The 20,119-nt window shown below is 36.6% G+C and carries 19 protein-coding genes; 10 read left to right on the top strand and 9 right to left on the bottom strand.

The window, feature by feature from the left end; all coding sequences use genetic code 11:
• The first annotated feature begins 69 nt into the window (after positions 1-69).
• Positions 70-723 carry a uracil phosphoribosyltransferase gene (gene upp, locus HA632_RS08340; protein WP_176306733.1) on the top strand — a complete coding sequence of 218 codons (654 nt, stop codon included), beginning with the start codon at positions 70-72 and terminating at the stop codon, positions 721-723.
• On the opposite strand, the gene HA632_RS08335 is transcribed toward upp, so the two are convergent.
• Positions 718-1,647: a DUF6427 family protein gene (locus tag HA632_RS08335; RefSeq protein ID WP_176306732.1), complete on the bottom strand. Its 930-nt coding sequence runs from the start codon at positions 1,645-1,647 to the stop codon at positions 718-720. The two genes, upp and HA632_RS08335, sit on opposite strands and share 6 nt — an antisense overlap.
• Positions 1,648-1,692: 45 nt before the next feature.
• On the opposite strand from HA632_RS08335, the gene HA632_RS08330 reads away from it, so the two are divergent.
• Positions 1,693-1,923 carry a uracil phosphoribosyltransferase gene (locus HA632_RS08330; protein WP_176306731.1) on the top strand — a complete coding sequence of 77 codons (231 nt, stop codon included), beginning with the start codon at positions 1,693-1,695 and terminating at the stop codon, positions 1,921-1,923.
• Here the strand turns inward: HA632_RS08330 and purD are convergent.
• The gene (purD, locus tag HA632_RS08325) at positions 1,915-3,189 is read right to left on the bottom strand and encodes a phosphoribosylamine--glycine ligase (protein ID WP_176306730.1); all 1,275 of its coding nucleotides are present in this window, start codon (positions 3,187-3,189) and stop codon (positions 1,915-1,917) included. The genes HA632_RS08330 and purD overlap by 9 nt on opposite strands.
• A 126-nt stretch (positions 3,190-3,315) precedes the next feature.
• Here purD and HA632_RS08320 point away from each other — a divergent pair, with 126 nt between their 5' ends.
• The 3 genes from HA632_RS08320 to HA632_RS08310 are packed head-to-tail and all read left to right on the top strand — an operon-like array spanning position 3,316 to position 6,902.
• Positions 3,316-4,629 (top strand): phenylacetate--CoA ligase family protein, encoded by a 1,314-nt coding sequence (locus HA632_RS08320; RefSeq protein ID WP_176306729.1) that lies wholly within the window; start codon positions 3,316-3,318, stop codon positions 4,627-4,629.
• A 3-nt stretch (positions 4,630-4,632) separates the two neighbouring features.
• On the top strand, positions 4,633-5,718 hold the full coding sequence (gene wecB / locus HA632_RS08315; protein ID WP_176306728.1) for a non-hydrolyzing UDP-N-acetylglucosamine 2-epimerase: 1,086 nt from the start codon (positions 4,633-4,635) through the stop codon (positions 5,716-5,718).
• Entirely contained in the window at positions 5,718-6,902 is a 1,185-nt protein-coding gene (locus HA632_RS08310) for a glycosyltransferase family 4 protein (RefSeq protein ID WP_176306727.1), read from the top strand. Before wecB ends, HA632_RS08310 begins: the two co-directional genes overlap by 1 nt.
• On the opposite strand, the gene HA632_RS08305 is transcribed toward HA632_RS08310, so the two are convergent.
• From HA632_RS08305 to HA632_RS08280, 6 genes are all read right to left on the bottom strand, one after another.
• On the bottom strand, positions 6,899-8,266 hold the full coding sequence (locus tag HA632_RS08305; RefSeq protein ID WP_176306726.1) for an undecaprenyl-phosphate glucose phosphotransferase: 1,368 nt from the start codon (positions 8,264-8,266) through the stop codon (positions 6,899-6,901). The genes HA632_RS08310 and HA632_RS08305 overlap by 4 nt on opposite strands.
• A 6-nt stretch (positions 8,267-8,272) precedes the next feature.
• Positions 8,273-9,256: a UDP-glucuronic acid decarboxylase family protein gene (locus tag HA632_RS08300; protein ID WP_176306725.1), complete on the bottom strand. Its 984-nt coding sequence runs from the start codon at positions 9,254-9,256 to the stop codon at positions 8,273-8,275.
• Positions 9,257-9,261: 5 nt separating this feature from the next.
• A complete protein-coding gene (locus tag HA632_RS08295) occupies positions 9,262-10,614 on the bottom strand; it encodes an O-antigen ligase family protein (RefSeq protein ID WP_176306724.1) in 1,353 nt (450 codons plus the stop codon).
• On the bottom strand, positions 10,547-11,662 hold the full coding sequence (locus HA632_RS08290) for a DUF1972 domain-containing protein (protein ID WP_176306723.1): 1,116 nt from the start codon (positions 11,660-11,662) through the stop codon (positions 10,547-10,549). The genes HA632_RS08295 and HA632_RS08290 overlap by 68 nt, the downstream gene beginning before the upstream one ends.
• A gap of 64 nt (positions 11,663-11,726) precedes the next feature.
• Positions 11,727-12,881: a glycosyltransferase family 4 protein gene (locus tag HA632_RS08285; protein WP_176306722.1), complete on the bottom strand. Its 1,155-nt coding sequence runs from the start codon at positions 12,879-12,881 to the stop codon at positions 11,727-11,729.
• Positions 12,881-14,113, bottom strand: coding sequence for an O-antigen ligase family protein (locus HA632_RS08280; protein WP_176306721.1), 1,233 nt, complete (start codon positions 14,111-14,113; stop codon positions 12,881-12,883). The genes HA632_RS08285 and HA632_RS08280 overlap by 1 nt, the downstream gene beginning before the upstream one ends.
• Before the next feature lie 108 nt (positions 14,114-14,221).
• Between HA632_RS08280 and gmd the strand changes: the two genes are divergently transcribed.
• Genes gmd through HA632_RS08255 form a run of 5 tightly spaced genes read left to right on the top strand, consistent with a single transcriptional unit; the run spans position 14,222 to position 19,479 of the window.
• Positions 14,222-15,307: a GDP-mannose 4,6-dehydratase gene (gene gmd / locus HA632_RS08275; protein WP_176306720.1), complete on the top strand. Its 1,086-nt coding sequence runs from the start codon at positions 14,222-14,224 to the stop codon at positions 15,305-15,307.
• A 23-nt stretch (positions 15,308-15,330) separates the two neighbouring features.
• Entirely contained in the window at positions 15,331-16,257 is a 927-nt protein-coding gene (locus HA632_RS08270) for a GDP-L-fucose synthase (protein WP_176306719.1), read from the top strand.
• Positions 16,250-17,410: a DegT/DnrJ/EryC1/StrS aminotransferase family protein gene (locus HA632_RS08265; RefSeq protein ID WP_176306718.1), complete on the top strand. Its 1,161-nt coding sequence runs from the start codon at positions 16,250-16,252 to the stop codon at positions 17,408-17,410. The genes HA632_RS08270 and HA632_RS08265 overlap by 8 nt, the downstream gene beginning before the upstream one ends.
• A gap of 1 nt (position 17,411) precedes the next feature.
• Entirely contained in the window at positions 17,412-18,719 is a 1,308-nt protein-coding gene (locus HA632_RS08260) for a lipopolysaccharide biosynthesis protein (RefSeq protein ID WP_217902839.1), read from the top strand.
• Positions 18,709-19,479 carry a glycosyltransferase family 2 protein gene (locus tag HA632_RS08255; protein WP_176306716.1) on the top strand — a complete coding sequence of 257 codons (771 nt, stop codon included), beginning with the start codon at positions 18,709-18,711 and terminating at the stop codon, positions 19,477-19,479. Before HA632_RS08260 ends, HA632_RS08255 begins: the two co-directional genes overlap by 11 nt.
• A 22-nt stretch (positions 19,480-19,501) precedes the next feature.
• Here the strand turns inward: HA632_RS08255 and HA632_RS08250 are convergent, their stop codons facing one another.
• Entirely contained in the window at positions 19,502-20,050 is a 549-nt protein-coding gene (locus HA632_RS08250; protein ID WP_176306715.1) for a hypothetical protein, read from the bottom strand.
• Positions 20,051-20,119 lie beyond the last annotated feature (69 nt).

The following is a 20,119-nucleotide window of genomic DNA, read 5'->3' as shown; positions in this document are numbered from 1 at the left end:
GACCGAAAGGTCTTGTGTGCAAAGATAGTTTTTATACTTTTACCTCAACATACAAAATTAAAGTCGTCCATGCACATTCATTACATTTCCGAGCAAAATAGTATCCTCAATCATTTTTTGGCCCAAATTCGCGATGTAACCATTCAAAAAGACAGCATGCGCTTCCGTAAAAACATCGAGCGTATCGGTGAAATTATGGCGTATGAATTGAGCAAAACCCTCGAATATAAAAATGTGGATGTTCAAACGCCATTAGGCATCAAACATACGACTACGATTGCTGATCATGTGGTTTTGTGTTCGATACTTCGCGCCGGATTGGCCTTGCATACCGGGTTTATGAACATTTTTGACAATGCTGAAAACGGATTTGTTTCTGCCTATCGTCATCATTATGACAACGATGATAAGTTTGAGATTTTAGTAGAATACCAAGCCGCGCCTTCCTTTGAAAATAAAAATCTGATTTTAATTGACCCAATGTTGGCCACCGGACAATCGATAGTTGCGGTTTTGCACAAATTACATTTGGAACAAAAACCAAAAGAAATTCACATTGCGGTTGTGATTGCTGCGCCTGAAGGCATAGCCTATTTGGAAAAAAACCTGCCTGAAAACTGTCATCTTTGGGTAGCCGCTTTAGACGAAAAGCTCAACGAAAAAAACTACATTGTTCCCGGATTAGGCGATGCCGGCGATTTGGCCTATGGGAGTAAATTATAATTGGGCAAAAAAAGCAAAAAAACTTCCCGTAATCAATAGCAAAAGTACAATTTCCTGATACATTTGGTTTTGAGAATACTCAATATTATTGGTTGTCATCACGGCTAATGGGAAAAAAGTAAACAACAACATGGCATTGTTTTTATCGGGCGAAAGAATGAAAACCACGCTGCCAATTAAAAATCCGAAAATCATTTTCTTATAGGACGCTTGTAGAATCAAAGGTCTGTTGGTTAATGAAATAACCATCGAAAACAGAAAATACAGCGCAATGACTACATAAAAAGAAAGCGCCGCATTTTGGTAGTGACTAGTGAAATAATCAAGCTCGAAATGGGTTTGGGTTTGGCTCAAAATATGGTCAATCCATGTTTTATCAAAATACAACGCTGCGCCCAAAAACACCACAGCGGTTGTAACAAAAGCCACAAACGGTAACAACCAATTTCTATAATCTCTTGAAACGTGAAAGATAATAGAAATGTAAACCAAAACGATAAAAAGAATACACCAAAAGTGAAACAAACTGGCGATAAAAATCCACATCGAAGCGTCAAATATTTTCTCTTTTGGCGCTTTTAACGTTTGGAGTGAAATCAACCTTCTCATGGACAAGAGCAGAAAAAAATTGGCAAATAACAAGTTCGAATGACTTAGAACTACCGGAAAATTCAATAAAAACAACAGAAAAAATAAAATGGTATAACTGCTGTTTTTGGTAAGTCCGTTTTTCTTGACAATAAAGTTGACCAAAAAAAAGGACGTGAGTAAAAGTATGATTAGTAAGACGTTATCCGATAAATTAGGCGTGTCCGAATTTTGGCTTGAAGCACCTATTTGGAATAAAAAAAAGGAAGCTAATAATAAAATTATTATCAAGGCATAATTAAGAATGCTCGATTTTTTAAAAATGCTTGTAATCATACGGATATTTTATACATTTGTGCTGTAAATATAACATTTTATAAAATGAAAGCATTTTTTGAAGGCATTCAAACTTTATTCGTAGACTTTTTATTCAAACCTTTAGACTGGTTACGCGCGTTGGAATTGAGCAACTGGTGGTTGGCCAATATCATCAGCTGGGCTTTAATCTTGGTTTGTTGTAAGTATATCGTTTACTGGTGTAAAGAATTGAAAAAGCACCAAGACAACAATGAAGAAAACCAAGATACTACGGCGCATTCTTTCTTAAGCTAGATCGAATCCGATATCTTTTCTAAAATACATCTTATCAAAATGTAGCTTGTCTATGTTTTGGTAAGATTTTTTTATGGCCTCTTGAAAGTCATCTCCAAAAGAAGTCACCGCTAAAACTCTTCCGCCGCTGGTTACTACTTTGCCGTTTTCAAGTTTGGTTCCGGCGTGAAAAACTATTGAATCCTCTATGTTTTCAATTCCGGTAATTTCAAACCCTTTCTCATAATCTTCAGGATATCCGCCGGAAACTACCATGATGGTTGTAGCGCTTCTTGGGTCAATTTCCAAAGTAACTTCATCCAGTTTTTGATTGGCCACGGCCTGAAATAATGTCACCAAATCAGATTGTATCCTCGGCATCACCACTTCGGTTTCAGGATCGCCCATTCTCACATTGTATTCAATGACCATGGGTTCGCCTTTGACAATGATGAGCCCGATGAAGACAAAACCTTTGTATTCTATTCCGTCTTTTTGCAAACCTTCAACCGTTGGTTTCACTATACGGGTTTCTATTTTTTCTAATAAAACAGCATCGGCAAACGGTACAGGAGAAACAGCTCCCATTCCTCCGGTGTTCAATCCGGTATCGCCTTCGCCTATTCGTTTGTAGTCTTTGGCTGTTGGTAATACTTTGTAATTTTTTCCATCGGTCAAGACAAAGCAACTCAATTCAATTCCGTCTAAGAACTCTTCAATCACCACTTTTGAACTGGCAGTTCCAAATTTGGCATGCACCAACATGTTTCGCAACTCAGTTTTAGCCTCTTCTAAATCATTCAGAATTAAAACGCCTTTTCCGGCAGCCAATCCGTCTGCTTTTAAAACATAAGGCGGTTGAAGGGTTTCTAAAAAGGCACAACCTTTTTCAACCGTTTCCGAAGTAAAACTGTCATATGCTGCGGTTGGTATTTGGTGTTTGATTAAAAATTCTTTGGCAAACTCTTTACTGCCTTCCAATTGGGCGCCTACTTTTGAAGGTCCGATAACGGGAATGTGATTGAGTGCCACATCGTTCTTGAAAAAATCATAAATTCCGTGTACCAATGGATCTTCCGGACCAACCACTACCATGTCAATATTTTCTTTGATTACAAAAGTTTTGATGCTCTCAAAATCTGTCGGACTGATAGAAACATTAGTTGCCATTGCAGCCGTTCCGGCATTTCCGGGTGCTACAAAAAGATGTTCGCATTTTGGACTTTGTAATAATTTATAGGCTAAAGCATGCTCTCTTCCGCCCGATCCAAGTAATAGGATAGTCATAGTGTTGTATTGTTAGTAGTTGTTGCGCAAAAGTAGTTTGTTTTTGATGGAATTTAAAGTCATTCTTTTAAAAAATTTAGTCCCTTAACACTTTGCTTTTCTTATTTTTGAGGAAAATTGATTTTTGTGTTTCCACTATTCCACTTATCGCTTTGGTTGAAAGGCTTTCCCCTTAAGAAAGCCCAGCAGGCGTTTGAAAAAATTCAGGCCATCCCGGAAGAGGAGTATGAGAATTATGTAGAAAAGAAAAGAAAAGAGATTGTTGATTTTCACTTGCAACACAATGACTCATATAAGGCATTGGTGGGAAATAGAATCCCTGAAAATTGGGAAGCCGTTCCCGTAATGACCAAAAAAGACTTTCAGAAACCATTGCGCGAAAGGCTTTCGGAAAACTATACCCCAAAAAATGTATATGTCAATAAAACATCTGGTTCGAGCGGTGATCCTTTTATTTTTGCCAAAGATAAATTTTCGCATGCCTTGACTTGGGTCAATATTTTTGACCGTTTCGGATGGTATAATCTTGATTTTAACACTTCCTTTCAAGCCCGTTTTTACGGAATTCCGTTGGATTTTGTTGGAAACACCAAAGAGCGAATCAAAGATTTACTCAGTCATCGATACCGCTTTCCTATTTTTGATTTATCAGATAACGTTTTGGAAAGTGTGCTGGTTAAATTCCAACAAAAACGCTTTGATTACATCAATGGTTACACCAGTTCCATCGTTTTGTTCGCCAAATTTTTACAGCAAAAAAACATTATCTTAAAAACAGTTTGCCCAACGTTGAAATGTTGTGTAGTCACTTCGGAAATGTTATTTGAAGACGATAAAGAACTGCTTGAAAAACAATTTGGCGTTCCGGTAATCAATGAATACGGTGCTTCCGAATTGGATTTGATTGCTTTTCAAAACCCTCAAGGTGAATGGCAAGTGAATTCGGAAACCTTATTTGTAGAAATCTTGGATGATGAAAATAATATTTTACCCTACGGAAAAGAAGGTCGCGTCGTAATTACTTCTTTGTACAACAAAGCCCATCCTTTTATCCGCTATGACATAGGCGATGTAGGTGTTTTGGAGGAAAAAAGTACGTTCAAAAAACCGATTCTCAAAAGGTTAATCGGCAGAACCAATGATATTGCGCTTTTGCCAAGCGGCAAAAAATCGCCCGGACTGACTTTTTATTACGTAACCAAAAGCATCATTAAAGACGACGGAAATGTGAAAGAATTTGTCATAAAACAAACCAAAATCGATACTTTTGACATTGAGTATGTGAGTCAACACGAATTGACTTCAGACCAAATTCAAAATATTGAAAAAGCCATTACCACTTATTTGGAATCCGGTTTGACTTTCACATTCAGCCGAAAATCAACATTAGAAAGGAGTAAAAGCGGCAAATTGAAGCAGTTTGTTTCGTTAGTAAAATAGTTTATGAAAATCACTATAATCGCGGGTGCCAGACCCAATTTTATCAAAATCGCGCCCATCATCAAAGCGATTGAAAAAAAACAAGCCGAAGGTTCAACCGTTTCCTATCGGTTGGTGCACACCGGTCAGCATTATGACAAAAACCTCAGCGATACTTTCTTTGAAGAATTAAATATTCCGCAACCGCATGCCAATTTGGAAGTAAAAAGCGGTTCGCAAGCCCAGCAAACTGCCGCAATTATGATGGCTTTTGAAAATGAATTAATCCAACATCCTTGTGATTTGGTTTTAGTCGTAGGCGATGTCAATTCAACCATGGCTTGCGCGATTGTGGCCAAAAAATTAAATGTAAAAGTAGCCCATGTTGAGGCCGGAATTCGCTCGGGAGATATGACCATGCCTGAGGAAATCAACAGAATTGTTACCGACAGCATCACCGATTATTTCTTTACCACTTCAACCACCGCTTCGGATAATTTGTTAAAATATGGTGCCGAATCCTCCAATATTCACTTTGTGGGCAATGTGATGATTGATACTTTATACCAAAATCTAAACAGAATTTCTGCACCGGCTTTTTGGAACGAATTCGGATTGGAAACCGGAAATTATATCATCCTGACATTGCATCGTCCGGCGAATGTGGATGAGGAAAAATCATTGGTAGAATTACTTCAAGGTATTGATAAAATGGTTGGTGATAAAAAAATAATTTTCCCTATTCATCCTCGAACTAAGGCTATTTTAGGGGAAACGGATTTGGCTTTAAAAAACATCCTATTTGTAGAACCACAAGGCTATTTGAACTTTATGTTTCTGATTCAAAACAGCTTTGCCGTGATTACTGATTCGGGCGGCATTTCTGAGGAAACTACCGTTTTAAATATTCCGTGTTTTACGATGCGCAACAATACCGAAAGACCCGAAACGCAAACCATTGGCACCAATACACTAGTCGGTACATCGATAGAAAATTTAGAAAAAGTGTTTGCCGAATTTCTGCAAAATGGTCAGAGAAAATCGGGTATTCCTGAACTTTGGGACGGAAAAGCTTCTGAACGAATCATAGCGATTCTTTTAAAAAAATAATGGAAGAAATTCTCATCATATCCAATTATTATCCGCCGGAAAAAGGCGCAGCAGCCAATAGAATTGAGCAGTTGGCTTTGAAGTTGCACCAACACAATTACAAGGTTAGTGTGGTTTGTCCGTTGGGAAATTACCCAAAAGGCGAATTGTTTCCGGAGTACAAAGGCAAATTTTCGGTAACTGAAAACCGAGACAACATTACGGTAAAAAGGTTGTGGATTTATCCTAGTGTAAGTAAAAATATTTTGGTTAGATTGGTCTCGATTTTGTCTTTTTCACTGAGTTTATTTTGCTATTTAGTATTCAAAAAAACACCAAAAAAAGTGATTGTCCAATCGCCGCCTTTATTGCTTTCCTTTATCGCGGTTTTGGTGCTTTCACTGAAAAACAAAAAGGTAATCCTCAATGTATCCGATTTGTGGCCATTAGCAGCAATCGAATTAGACGCTTTGAAAGAAGGTTCGCTTTCGCATAAAATCTCTTTGTTTTTTGAGCGTTATATTTACCAAAAGGCAAGCTTGGTTTTGGGACAATCCAATGAGATAATCGCCCATATAAAGACCATAGCACCTGACAAAGAATGTCATCTCTACAGGAATTATCCGGACCATCAGGTAACCCAAATGGAATTGAAAACTGTCGAAAACCAGCCTATAAAAATCTTTTATGCCGGTCTTTTGGGAGTTGCCCAAGGCGTTTTGGAACTCTGTGAAAAAATTGATTTAAACGGTTTGAACATTGAGTTGCATCTGTTTGGTGACGGTGCAGAGAAAAACCAAATAGAAGCGCTGATTTTGGCCCAAAAAGAGTCCAAAATATTCTTTCACGGGATGATGGAACGAAAAGCATTGCACAATACTTTAAAAACCTTTGATATTGCTATAGTACCGCTGAAAACAAGAATTTACGGCTCGGTTCCGTCTAAAATATTTGAATATGGCGCGTTAGGTTTTCCCATTCTTTATTTTGGTGGTGGAGAAGGAGAAACTATAGTTTCTGAAAATGAGTTGGGCTGGGTCGCCAATGTGGAAAACTTTGCCGATTTGAACAAAAAACTTGTCGAAATATCCAAGCTAAACAAAGCTGATTTGGTAATCGTAAAACAGAGGATTTTTGACACTGCTCAAACCACATTTCATCTAGACAATCAGATAGTAGATTTGATTGCAAAAAAAGTTTTTTAATAGGCTTTTTCTTCTCCTTTAAAAATATTGATTACGGTTTGAAAGATAATTTTTAAATCCATAATCATCGACCAATTTTCAATATAAAAAACATCCAGTTTGATGCGGTTTATCATGTCTTCTTCGGTTTCAATTTCTCCTCTGAAGCCTTTCACTTGAGCCAAACCGGTGATTCCGGGTTTTACATAGTGACGCACCATGTATTTTTTTATTTTGCTGGCATAAGCTTTATTTTGAGACCACAAGTGAGGTCTTGGTCCTACAACCGACATATCGCCCAACAAGACGTTGAAAAACTGTGGCAATTCGTCCATGCTGGTTTTTCTCATTAGTTTGCCCATTTTGGTTACTCTCGGGTCATTTTTGGAGGCTTCTTTTTCTGTAAATCCATTTACTTGCATAGAGCGGAACTTATAACAAAAGAATTCTTCTTCATCTAATCCCGGTCGGCCTTGTTTGAAAAAAACCGGTCCTTTGGATTCTAACTTGATTAATACCGCCAAAACGGGAATTAGCCATGAAAGGATAAACAGGATAACAAAAAGAGAGAACACCACATCAAAAGCTCTTTTAACACCTTTGATAATGGGATTGTGGAGTTGTGTTTTTTGCAGCGATAAAACCGGAAACAATTCGTAATAATCTACTTTTAAATTCTTCGAAAAAATCTCTTTAGTATCCGGAATAAACTTAATTACCTTTCGGTTGTCATCGGCAAATTCGACTAATTCTTTGAGCTTTTCATTAGAAATTTCGTTTAGAGAACAATAAATCTCATCGATTTTATTTTCAATGGTGAATTTTTTTAATTCCTCTATTTTGCCCAAAATTTCAGGGTTCTGTTTTTTATCTGAAAAGTAGCCGAAAAATCTATAGCCGTAATCTTTTCTGTTTTCAAAAACTTCTTTTAACCGAATGGCTTCGGGTGTATAGCCAATAATCACCGCATTTCTGAAATTACTTCCGGTGACAATTCGGTATTTCTTTAAATAGTAAAACAAAAAATATTTGAAAGACAGGATAATGATGAAGCTCAAAGTAATAAAAATCGCTATGGCTCTGCCGCTGAAAATTGCGGTTTTGGCAAAGGGGAAAAAAGCAATGACAACGAGTAAGAACAGACTGAATTGTTTGACTAACTTGGTGATAATCTCAACCGGAGTGGTAAACCTAAAAACTTCATAGTATTTGACAATGATGGCGATCAAAAACCAAGTAAACGTTTGATACAGCAAATAGTAGAACGTATTAAGTTTTAAATCTCGAAAGAAAAACAAACTTAAAGTTGTTACCACAACCAGATCGAATAAAATGCTTATCGGTCTGATGTATTTTGAATATCTTCCTGTTTGCTGTGCAACCATAAAATACTAATGAATATATCCTTTAAAATCTTTGTGCTCTTCTTTTAAAAGCTCTTCACTTGAAAGCGATTTGAAATACTCGTAAGTTAACTTCATGCCTTCGGCTCTCTTTACTTTGGCTTCCCATCCTAATATTTCTTTGGCTTTAGTTGTGTCGGGTTGGCGTTGTAACGGATCATTTATCGGCAAAGGATGGTAGACTACTTTTTGATTGGTACCGGTTAATTTTATAATTTCTTCGGCAAAATCTTTGATGGTGATTTCATCAGGATTTCCAATATTAACGGGATATACATAATCTGAATGCAATAATCTGAAAATGCCTTCCACCTGATCGGTTACATAACAAAAAGAGCGCGTTTGCATACCGTCACCAAAAATAGTCAAATCTTCACCTCTTAAGGCTTGACCGATAAACGCCGGGATGACACGCCCGTCATTAAGTCGCATTCTCGGTCCGTAAGTATTGAAAATTCTAACGATTCTGGTTTCAACACCGTGAAAAGTGTGGTAAGCCATCGTGATGGACTCTTGAAAGCGTTTGGCTTCGTCGTAAACACCTCTTGGTCCAATGGTATTTACATTTCCGTAGTATTCTTCGGTTTGTGGATGTACTAAAGGATCGCCATAAACTTCAGAAGTTGAAGCAATTAAAATTCGGGCTTTTTTAACTCTGGCCAATCCCAAAAGATTGTGAGTGCCCAAAGAACCTACTTTTAGCGTTTGTATCGGAATTTTTAAATAGTCAATCGGACTTGCCGGTGAGGCGAAATGAAGGATATAGTCTATTTTTCCCGGAACGTGTACAAACTTCGTAACATCGTGATGATAAAATTCGAAATTCTTATCTTTAAACAGATGCTCAATGTTTTTTAAATCTCCTGTAATAAGGTTGTCCATTCCGATGACAAAGTATCCTTCTGCTATAAACCTATCACAAAGATGAGAGCCTAAAAAACCCGCCGCTCCGGTAATTAATATTCTTTTCATATAATTTATTCTGCTTTGGAATTATTGACAACAACTCCTGAATTAAAAAGGCAATACATTATCGTAAAAAACACCACTCCTCTTTGCCTCCATAAAAATGATTCGGTCAAAAATAAACTTATCATTAGAATTGCGAAAGCAAAATGGACAAAATCTTTAGATTTATAAGCTTTTTTAACGTTAATGATAAGCATTAATAACAATAAAATAAATCCAAGGATGCCCAGTTCGGCGAAATTCTGAACATATTGATTGTGGAAATTCTTTGATTGATACCCTTCTTTTCCGTCTACACCCAAATAAAGGTTATACTGTTTTGCTTTTTCCTCAATTTTCGGATAAGAAGCATTAAGGCCGAAACCGGTGAAAAACACTTTATCTTCCTTGAGCAACTCGATAAAAATTCTGAATTGATAAACCCTGAAAGCGGTACCGGGAAAATAGTCGTTAGGTGTAAATGACTCGTTGGTCCAGGCTTCTTTCAAGCTCACATAATGCACTTCGGGAGAAGCGCCTTCAACCACATTTGCACTTAAACTTTTGGCGGAATTGGTTTGAAATTCTTGCTGAAATCTGTTTTTGATTCGGCCAAATGAAAAAATAATCCCTACGATTAACCCAAAAATAATCAGGTTTCTTAACCGTAGTTTGTGCGATAATTTAGAAAAAAAGAAAACGTGGATTAAGATCAGCAAGATGAGCACCAAAATGATGTTCTTAGAAGACAACATCAGGACAAAACCAAAGAGAAATAATGAAAACAACCAATCTGTTTTGGCCTTTACCGGCTTAGTGAAAAAATAAAAAAAGGCAACCGAAACAAAGACTGATACGTGTATGGCATTTAACAATTTAGGAACCAAGCCAAAATCATTGTCGTTATCTCCATGATAGAAAAGTGCTCTGATATCACCAAATAACAGGTATCGAATTATAGCTCTGATTACGAAATACAAAGCTAAAACCACCATAGAATAACTGAAACAAGCAATAATTTTATCTTTTTGTGCCTTGCTAAAATCTTTAAGCAACAAAAATCCCGCGGGAATTAAAAGCAATGGTATTTCTTTGGACAAAGCTGACAAAGTATCCTGCCTGTCTATAGACCACATGTAGGACAACGCCATTAAGCCGTACAAAAGTATCGGCCAAACCAGCAGGCTTTGATAGTTGTAATGGGCTTTGCGAAAAGAAACAATGGTCACCACCAAAAACAAACCCAAAGCTATATTATTAAAAGCATAGCTGAGCGGAATGGTAACTAAGACTAAAAGTAAAGGGATAAAAGAATTATTTTCCTTGTTTTCTTTTATCAGATTTAGAAAAACACTCTTCAAAGAGCTGTAAGTATTCACCATTTATTTTCTCCCAATTAAATTCATTGACAATGGCGTCAAAATTGTTTTGAACTAATTGCAAGTTATCATTTTTTTTGATAGTATTCAGAATATTTTTCACCTCTTTCGGATTGGAAAAATAATAACTGTTCTCTTTTAAAATTCCTTTGTTAAAATCGTTATCATGAGCTATAACAAAAGCTCTTGAAGCCATGGCCTCGAGCAATGACGGATTTGTACCGCCCACCGAATGACCGTGAAAATACAAATTTGAAAAATAACGAAGATTGTTTAAGTGTTCCAAATTATAAAGTCCTCCTATAAAACGAATGTTGGGATTGTTTTTGTATTTGCTTTTTAAGTATTCACCATATTTGGTTTCGTGTTTGCCGATGACCAAAATTGTGGTCTTGTCTTCGTTCATGGCAACACCTTCCAATACCATATCCAAATTGTTTTCAGGTTCAAAACGAGCCATAATCATGTTATACCTGTTTTTTTCCACGCCGTACTCCTTTAGCACCGATTCGTTTGGATTGGTAAAAGGATAAGCGCCATAGGCTATATAGGTTGACTCTTTTTTGTATTTCGCCTTTAAAAACTTTTGAATTCCCAACGAATCTGAGATCAAAAAATCACTGTTCTTGGCCGCCAGTCGCTCGGCAAATCTTAAAAATTGCTGTACCGGTTTGGAATATTTTGTCCGCTTCCACTCGAGCCCGTCCATATTGGTTATGATAATGGATTTTTTGGGCAAAAGAAAATACCAAATAGAATTACTGGTATAACCCAATTGCAAGATGATATCAAAATCTCTTTTTCGAGAATCCATAATGCAATTGAAATCATAAATAAACTGTCCAAAAGTTCCCATTTTGTGTTCAGGATCATACTGGTGAATGATGTTGACACCGTGAAAAGATTTTTCCTGAAAAGGATGATCATGTGAATTATAGCAATATACCTCGTGTCCTTGCTCTACAAGAAACACTGAAAAAAATTCGGCAAACTGTTCAAAACCTCCGTAATAATTGGGCACACCACGAGTTCCTAATATGGCTATTTTCATTGGGTTTGTTTTTCAGGTGTCAAAAATAGGGAAATAAAAACGGTTTGAAAAAAAAGAATAGTTTCTAATGGCGTTGTGTCATCTTTTCAAATAATGCCTGTAAACGGGAGGTGTAGTTGTCCTCTGAAAATTCGCTTATTGCTCTTTGAAACCCTTTTTTACCAAACTCATTTCTCAAATCTTTACTGTCTGTCAGTTTTTTTAAGGCTTGAGAAAGTTCTTCTGGGCTGTTGGGTTTTACCAAAAATCCGGTTTCATTGTCGATAATCATTTCGGTTAATCCACCATGGTTTGAGCCAATGACCGGTTTTTGAGCCAACATGGCCTCTAAAGCCACTAAACCAAAGGATTCTGCCTCTGTGGAAGGCACAACCACTATGTCTGAAAGATCAAATATGGGCGCCAATTCTTTGGTAAAGGGAAGGATTTTAACATCCTTACCAAGCTGATTGCCCTTTATAATTTCTTCCACCTCTTCGAGATAATACTCTTGTCCTACGACAGGCGAACCCACAAATAACAATTTAATGTTTTCTTTTTTATCCAGATGATTGAGGTAAGTTTCAAGCAATAACTTATGTCCTTTTAATCGACTGATTCGGCCAATTAATGTGATTATAATGTCATCGTCTTTAAATCCGATGTCCGTCTTCTCAATTTTCGAAAAATTATTTTCCTTGGGAGACAAACCGTTGTATATAACCACGGTTTTATCGGATAGTTTTTTTATCCTTGAAACCAAATTATTTTTGGTGGTATTTGAATTACACACCACTACATCGGCGTATTTTTTTAGCAGTTTAGGAAAAATATGAGCGATTACTTTAGGGTGTACTATGATTTCGTGGACATGCCAAATATGTGGCTTCCCGGTTTTCTTAGCATACATCATCCCCAATAAAACCGCTAAAGTGTTGGAGTAAATTAAATCAAAATGATGTTCTTTATCCAGCTTATCAAGAGTGCTCAATGCGCTTTTAATTTGTTGCGCAAAAAGCGACATGTTTTTTATGGTAAACATTTTACGGTACAATTTAAGTACCGGTGCGATTACAACTTTTATGTTTTCTTTTTCTAATTCTTCTTGTAAGGGTCCGCTCAGTGGCAATACCACCACAGGGTTGAATTTGGATTTATCGAGTTTTGTGAGCAATAAAAGCAAAGTCCTGTCTGAGCCGTATAAATCAGCCGATTGGTGTATGAAAAGAATGTTCTTCATTATGTTTTGTTTTCATGAAACAAAGCGCCGCCCAAGAGGAATAAAATAGAATCTTGCGGGATATAAATTCCGGTAATAATGAGCGACGTAAAAAGAAAATAAGCTCCCACAGTGGCCACGAGAATCTTAAAAAAAACCATGTCAGATTGGGTTTGATTATGATAGTTTCTCCTGTAAAGACTGACCAAAAAAAACAGGTATAGAAACAATCCGATGAAGCCGGTTTTATAAAGCACAAAAATGTACCCGTTGTGTAAAACAGAAATGTAACGCATGCCTTCTTCACTCAAGGGTGCTTTAAATTTCAGATTAACCAAAGATCCGTGTCCGTTACCAAAAACGTAGCTTTTAGGATTTTCATTCATCAAAATTAAGGCTCTTTTGGCTTCATAAGCTCTCCAATGGTCCCAAAGTTTGGTGTGATTGCTCCGGTCTAATTTGGCATTGAAAACCTCTCCGGGTGCTATTTTTATTTTATACAACAGGGCTTCAATTCCTTTTGAATTTCTCTCGGGTTTTAAAGTTTCCAAATACATATAAAACAAAACAACCACTGCTATAAAAGCACCCAATACTTTGAGTGTTCTTTTGTTTAACTTGGCATACCCATAAAAAGACAATCCCAAGAAAAATATCATTCCAAACATGGTTCTGGAAAAATAAAACATGATTGAAACCGCAAAAAGGGCTATTAGTATTTTTCGGTAAATATCTTTTTTATATAAAGGCTCTATGGCTGTTTTTGGTGCCAATATTAAAAAGAACATCGCGAAAATCTCAATGAAGTTATCCAACCCATACTCGCCTCTGATGTCTGAAATAGAGCGAGACAAAAAATTAGAAAATAACAGTATTCCGCCAACATGAATTACTGCTGTAACTGCTGCTATATGGATTATGGTTCGAAGAAAAATCCTTTGGTCATTAATGGCCTTAAAAACCAAAAACCCTATGCACAAAACAAAAACCGGTTTTATGAAATGGGAAATGTCTTTTATAATGTCGACCCTATTGTAGCTGTCGAGAAAAGTGCCTAAAAAACCTAAAAAAACCAGCAGAATAACCGGCAGAATAGTTCTTAAAAAGGATTTAGAAAACTGTGTCTTGCCCGAGAAAAGCAACAAAGAAAGAAAGGCAAACTGAATCAATAAATTTATTCTAAATGAAACTATGTAAATCTCACATAAAACAACCAGTGTAAAGAGTAATGAAATGTTTACTTTGGCCTTCAATTTCTTTTTTGGTTCAAATATAACAGATAATTTTTATTTGAATTCATAAAGTCGGATAAATGTATTTCTATAATAAACCCTATATTTGTAATTATATTCAAAATTGAAATGAAGAAAGCGTTAATAACAGGTATTAATGGTCAAGACGGCTCATATCTTGCAGAATTTTTACTTGAAAAAGGTTATGAAGTTCATGGAATAATCAGACGAAGTTCCACTTTTAACACCGAAAGAATCGAGCATTTATATATCGAATCTTTGATTCGGGATTTACACCAAAAAAAACGAATCCAGTTGCACTACGGTGACATGACCGACTCCACCAATCTTATCAGACTTGTACAACAAATACAACCGGATGAAATTTATAATTTAGCCGCGCAATCGCATGTCAAGGTTTCTTTTGACATGCCTGAGTATACAGCTGAAACGGATGGTGTAGGAACGCTTCGATTGCTTGAAGCGGTTCGAATCTGTAATTTGGTCGAAAAAACTAAAATATACCAAGCGTCAACCTCTGAACTGTACGGTAAAGTACAAGAAGTGCCTCAAAAAGAAACCACTCCTTTCTATCCTCGTTCCCCTTATGGTGTGGCCAAATTATATGCCTTTTGGATTTCAAAAAATTACCGCGAATCCTATGGAATTTTTGCCGTTAACGGGATTTTATTCAACCACGAATCGGAACGACGCGGTGAAACCTTTGTGACCCGAAAAATTACGCTTTCGGCCTCAAGAATTGCCCACGGCATTCAGGAAAAATTATATTTAGGAAACCTCGATGCTTTAAGAGATTGGGGTTACGCCAAAGACTATGTAGAATGTATGTGGCTAATGCTCCAACAGCAAACTCCGGAAGATTTCGTAATTGCGACCGGAATACAACATTCGGTAAGAACGTTTTGTGAATTGGCTTTCCGCGAAGCCGGCATCGAATTAGAATGGCAAGGCCAAAATGAAGACGAAGTAGGTGTTTGCAAAAAAACCGGTCGTATTTTAATTGAAGTTGACCCTAATTATTACAGACCGGCTGAAGTAGAAAGTTTATTGGGCGACCCAACCAAAGCCAAAACAATATTGGGTTGGAACCCGAACCAAACATCGCTGGAAACGCTTGTTAAAATCATGATGAAACACGATTTGGAATATGTCGTACGTTTTAAAGACCGCGATTCATTGAAGCTTTTTGAATAAATCCAAACTTTTACCTAAATCCTATGAAGATTTTTTTAACCGGAGGAAATGGATTAGTCGGCAAAAACATTTTACATTTCTCAAAAGCAAAAAATTATACTTTTCTGCATCCAACGAGTAAGGAACTTGATTTAAAGGATTACCAAGCGGTTACTAAATACATCAAGCTTCACCAACCCGACTTTGTCATCCATGCCGCCGGTATCGTTGGTGGTATTCATGCTAATATTGCTAATCCGGTAAAATTTTTAACGGATAATATAGACATGGGGAAAAACATCATAATGGCTTCTCGTGAAAACAACGTGAAACGCTTTATCAACTTGGCCAGTTCCTGCATGTATCCGCGGAATGCTGAAAATCCCTTAAAGGAAGAGCTTATTTTACAAGGCGAATTGGAACCAACCAATGAAGGTTATGCCATAGCCAAAATCATGGCAACCCGACTTTGTGAATACATCCATAAAGAAGATCCAAGCTTTTTATACAAAACCATAATCCCCTGTAATTTATACGGGAAATTTGATAAGTTTTCGCCCGAACATTCACACATGGTTCCGGCGGTGATCAGAAAAGTATATGAAGCTAAAATTTCAAATAAAAGTGAGATTGACATTTGGGGCGACGGTTTATCCAGAAGAGAATTCATGTATGCTGAGGATTTAGCCGATTTTGTTTTTTATGCGATTGAACATTTTGATACCATGCCGCAAAACATCAATGCCGGACTCGGTTTTGACTATACCATAAACGAATACTATCAAACCATTGCCTCGGTTATAGGCTATGAAGGAACTTTTGTTCACGACCTGACCAAACCAACCGGGATGAAACAAAAATTGATAGACGATACAAAACTGACAGCCTTTGGTTGGAAACATTCTACCTCTTTAAAATCAGGCATCGAAAAAACTTTTGACTATTTTAAAAAACACGTTTTACATGATTAAATATCCATTAGCATCCTCCACTTGGGATGAAAAAGAAATCAATGCGATTCAATCCGTAATCGCCAAAGACATTTACACTATGGGTGAAAGTGTAAAACAATTTGAAGAAAATTTTGCAGCATTTTGCGGTGCTAAATACGCGGTAATGGTCAACTCCGGTTCTTCAGCCAATTTGCTGGCGGTTGCAGCCTTATTCTATACCAAGAACCCAAAACTGAAAAGAGGTGACGAAGTCATTGTTCCTGCGGTTTCTTGGTCAACTACTTATTATCCGTTATACCAATACGGTTTGAAATTAAAGTTTGTCGACGTGGATTTGCATACCTTAAATTTTGATTTGGAACAACTTGAAAAAGCCGTAACCGATAATACCAAAATGATCTTTGCTGTAAATTTGTTGGGAAACCCTAATGATTTTGACGCCATCAATAAAATCATTGCCGGACGTGATATTCTTTTACTGGAAGACAATTGCGAATCGATGGGCGCTGAATATAAGGGGAAACAAACCGGAACTTTCGGAATTATGGGAACCTTTTCTACCTTCTATTCTCACCATATGGCCACTATGGAAGGCGGACTTGTGGTAACCGATGACGAAGAGCTTTTCCATGTTTTGGTTTGTATCAGAGCGCATGGTTGGACCAGACATTTGCCCAAAGAGAACAAAGTTTCCAATAAAAGTGACAACTCGTTTGAAGAATCTTTCCGTTTTGTTTTGCCGGGTTACAATTTCAGACCGGTAGAAATGAGCGGTGCCATCGGGATTGAACAATTAAAAAAACTGCCTGATTTCTTGGATAAAAGAAGGGAAAATGCCGTCTTGTTTACGTCGCTTTTTGCCAATCACAAAGACTTTTACATTCAGCAGGACATAGATTCGAGCAGTTGGTTTGGTTTTAGTTTTATCATCAAACCCGAATCTACTCTAAAACGCAGTGATATTGTAGCCAAACTGGAAGCTAACGGCATTGATTGTCGTCCGATAGTAACCGGGGATTTTACAAAAAATGAAGTCCTGCGCTTTTTTGATTACGAGATATTCGGTGAAATGAAAAACGCCCAATACTTAGACAAAAACGGTTTTTTTGTGGGGAACCATCAGGTTTCTTTAGCTGCAGAAATTAAGCATTTGTACAACATTTTATCATAATTTGAAAATTTCAACCCTACTCAAGAGCCAGTTTCTGCTAAGCGCTTTTTTTAAAGGCTTAACCGGTGTTATCATGTTTTTATCGGTTTCCTTTTTAATTGCTTTTTTCGGAGATAAAACTTATGGCGTATGGGTGTTGATTTTATCCATGTTTCAATGGAGTTTGTTTTTTGACTTTGGCATTTCTAACGTATTGAAAACTAAAATACCGGAGTTTGTCGTAAAAAACGAAACGAAAAACACCAATGAATACATAACCACATCCTATATTTCAACCGGGATTTTAGCATTGCTGATGTTTTTGGCGTTGTTAATCGTAGTTTTCTCAGTTAACCTTTCGCAGTTTTTTAATTTGCCTTTTGAGGAAAAACCGGTCAACTATTTAATCCTTATCAACGGCGCTTTCTTTTGTCTCAATTTAGTGCTGTCAATGAACAAATCTTTATTTATTGGCATTAATAAAAACCACATTGCTGAGCAATCTTCTACGGTGACTCAGTTTTCATTTTTCATTTTTCTAATCTTATCTATATCGCTTTTTAGCAAGGAAGAAAGTATCCGTAAATTATACCTGATTACTTTTTTAAACGGCTTTACCACCATTGCCATCAACGCCTATTATACCTTTCTTTTCTTTAAGAAGACCAGCTACAAGGTCGTTTCGTTTGAAAAAAATGATTTTATGGCCAAAAATAAAGAGCTGTTAAAAATGGGGTTGAAATTCATGCTAATCCAATGCTTTATGGTTATCGTTTTTTTCTCAGATCCTTATTTGATATCGCATTATCTGTTACCGGAAGAAACGGCGAAATACGACGTCATCACCAAATTATTTCAATTTCCGCTGCTCATAATTTTATCGGCACTGGCACCATTCTGGCCACTTTTTTCAAAAAAGTTTCACGAACATGATTTTGAAGGCATCAAAAAATTATTTGCCAAATTCCACCTTGTTTTTCTACTGATAGCATTGGGCATTATTGTTTTGGGACTGTTGAGCAACCAAATCTTGTTTTTATGGATTCGCAAAATGGATTATGTATCGGTTTTGGTTATCGCTTCGGTAGTGTTTATGACTGTTTTTAGGGTATTATTTACCTTTTATGCCAACTTCTTTAATGGATTGGGCAAACTTAACAGTCAGATCATATTAATGGGAATAGCGGCGCTTATTAAGATTCCGCTATCAGTATACCTTTTTAAAAATAATTTTGGGATTGCTTCGGTATTGCTGAGTACTTGTCTATTTTTACTGATTAGTTCCATATTTTTATTTTTACAATCTAAAACCATTTTAAATGGAAAATAATACTCCGTTTTTCACGGTAATTACGGCTTCCTATAACAGCGGAAAAACGATTGCAGATACCATCTCGTCTGTGTTAAACCAAAGTTTTACGGATTTCGAATTTATTATTGTTGATGGAAAATCATCCGATAATACCATGGAAATAGTGAAAAGCTTCGCTCCCCATTTTCAGGAAAAAAACATCACGTTTAAGTTTGTTTCCGAGAAAGACCGTGGCATTTACGATGCCTGGAACAAAGGAATTAAACTCAGCCAAGGCACTTGGATCAGTTTTTTAGGTTCCGATGACGAGTATTTGCCCAACGCCTTGGAGCGTTATTTTTTCCACTTAAAACAAGCTCCTGATTGCAATTATATTTCTTCCCAAGTGGAATTAACCAATACTAAAAAAGAAGTTTTAAATGTCATCGGGAAGGCTTTCGTTTGGGAAAAAGTAGTCCGCAATATGGAAATCGCGCAAGTAGGTTCTTTTCATCACAAACAGCTTTTTGAGAATGTTGGTCTGTTCAACGACCATTATAAAATTGTGGGCGATTTAGAATTTTACATTCGCTGTAAACCTCATATCAAACCGGCCTACTTTGAAGAAATAACCGCCAAGATGCTCAACGAAGGCGTAAGTAACCAAATTTACAAAGCGCTAAAAGAGGCATTGGATGTAAAGTTAAAACACAAAAGTTCTTCGGCATTGGTAGCGTATTTCGACTTCACTACCATCTTTTTAAAATGTCATTACAATAAATTGACGAAAAAAAAATAGGAGCAAATTGCTCCTGTTTTTTTTATTTTTTCCCTTGTGCCTTATTGTACAATTTTGTCATTTCTGTTTTCAAATCGACTGTTGCTCCTAAAATCGGATCATATGGTTTTCCTTCAATACTTTTTAATTTAATGGTGTTGTTAGCAACATCAAACTCTGCATTGTCATTTGGGTAAAATGATTTGAAGAATTGTGCACTCGTTCCGTTAAAAGAGGCATCTAAATAATTTAGGGTGAACCCGTTTACTTTTACTTGTCCTAATTCTTTATTGGCGCCAACATCAAATCTTAACGACATTGGTGTAATTTCTTCTGGTAAAACGAATACAATGTCCTGTGCTTGTGGTTTTCCGGTAACGTTTACCGTAATCGCATCTTCAGGAGCGTAGGATTCTTTTCCGTCTTCATTAAAAAAAATCTGGAAAATATCATCTTTTTCAACAATAGCATTGACTGTAATTGTAAATGGTAAATCTTTTGGTGCTACAACTTCAGCTTCACTCTTTTTGTCATCTTTACAAGATGTAAACAGCACTAAAACTGCGGCTAATGATAAAATAGTTGATTTCATTTTTTTAAATATTTTTGATGCAAATATATAATTTTATTGAGTTTATATAAAAATTACTTTCGATAAATG

The organism is Flavobacterium sp. J49 (assembly GCF_011742145.1).
Taxonomy (GTDB): Bacteria; Bacteroidota; Bacteroidia; order Flavobacteriales; family Flavobacteriaceae; genus Flavobacterium.
Note: the sequence above shows the minus strand (reverse complement) of the source record. Positions and strands in the feature narration are given on the sequence as shown.

Bases quoted from the DNA above. Each gene is read 5' to 3' on its own strand.
- upp (WP_176306733.1), top strand. From the start codon at position 70: ATGCACATTCATTACATTTCCGAGCAAAATAGTATCCTCAATCATTTT.
- HA632_RS08335 (WP_176306732.1), bottom strand. From the start codon at position 1,647: ATGATTACAAGCATTTTTAAAAAATCGAGCATTCTTAATTATGCCTTG.
- HA632_RS08330 (WP_176306731.1), top strand. From the start codon at position 1,693: ATGAAAGCATTTTTTGAAGGCATTCAAACTTTATTCGTAGACTTTTTA.
- purD (WP_176306730.1), bottom strand. From the start codon at position 3,189: ATGACTATCCTATTACTTGGATCGGGCGGAAGAGAGCATGCTTTAGCC.
- wecB (WP_176306728.1), top strand. From the start codon at position 4,633: ATGAAAATCACTATAATCGCGGGTGCCAGACCCAATTTTATCAAAATC.
- HA632_RS08310 (WP_176306727.1), top strand. From the start codon at position 5,718: ATGGAAGAAATTCTCATCATATCCAATTATTATCCGCCGGAAAAAGGC.
- HA632_RS08305 (WP_176306726.1), bottom strand. From the start codon at position 8,266: ATGGTTGCACAGCAAACAGGAAGATATTCAAAATACATCAGACCGATA.
- HA632_RS08300 (WP_176306725.1), bottom strand. From the start codon at position 9,256: ATGAAAAGAATATTAATTACCGGAGCGGCGGGTTTTTTAGGCTCTCAT.
- HA632_RS08295 (WP_176306724.1), bottom strand. From the start codon at position 10,614: ATGGTGAATACTTACAGCTCTTTGAAGAGTGTTTTTCTAAATCTGATA.
- HA632_RS08290 (WP_176306723.1), bottom strand. From the start codon at position 11,662: ATGAAAATAGCCATATTAGGAACTCGTGGTGTGCCCAATTATTACGGA.
- HA632_RS08285 (WP_176306722.1), bottom strand. From the start codon at position 12,881: ATGAAGAACATTCTTTTCATACACCAATCGGCTGATTTATACGGCTCA.
- gmd (WP_176306720.1), top strand. From the start codon at position 14,222: ATGAAGAAAGCGTTAATAACAGGTATTAATGGTCAAGACGGCTCATAT.
- HA632_RS08270 (WP_176306719.1), top strand. From the start codon at position 15,331: ATGAAGATTTTTTTAACCGGAGGAAATGGATTAGTCGGCAAAAACATT.
- HA632_RS08265 (WP_176306718.1), top strand. From the start codon at position 16,250: ATGATTAAATATCCATTAGCATCCTCCACTTGGGATGAAAAAGAAATC.
- HA632_RS08255 (WP_176306716.1), top strand. From the start codon at position 18,709: ATGGAAAATAATACTCCGTTTTTCACGGTAATTACGGCTTCCTATAAC.
- HA632_RS08250 (WP_176306715.1), bottom strand. From the start codon at position 20,050: ATGAAATCAACTATTTTATCATTAGCCGCAGTTTTAGTGCTGTTTACA.